Origin of the sequence: Paraburkholderia sp. SIMBA_053 (assembly GCF_046534895.1) — a bacterium.
GTDB lineage: Bacteria > Pseudomonadota > Gammaproteobacteria > Burkholderiales > Burkholderiaceae > Paraburkholderia > Paraburkholderia caledonica.
In genome coordinates this window covers 1-263 of record NZ_JAWRXU010000933.1, presented here as the reverse complement: position 1 = coordinate 263, position 263 = coordinate 1, and the positions used below count along the sequence as shown (strand labels likewise).

1 protein-coding gene is annotated in these 263 nt (G+C 66.2%); it reads left to right on the top strand.

The annotated features are described in order from the left end of the window. Positions 1 to 263, top strand: a 263-nt coding sequence (locus SB753_RS38345; RefSeq protein ID WP_410805328.1) for a hypothetical protein, incomplete at both ends; no start/stop codon positions are given.

Sequence of the window (263 nt, the reverse complement as noted above, 5' to 3'; positions counted from 1 at the left end):
GAAGCTCGACCGCTTCCGCGAACACACCATTGAGTTGCCGGTCGCCGACCTGGTGGTATCGGCGGACGACGAAGCGCAACTGCGTCACGCGCTCGACCAGACGCTCGAAATCGGCAAGGGCGTGATGCATCTGCTTGCGCCGCTCGACGGCTTGGACCACGCGATGAACGGCGGGCTGCCCACCGCGAAACTCGGCGCCGTGAAAGTGCTGTCCACCAAGCGCGCGTGTCCGGTGTGCGGCACGAGCTATCCGGAGCTCGACC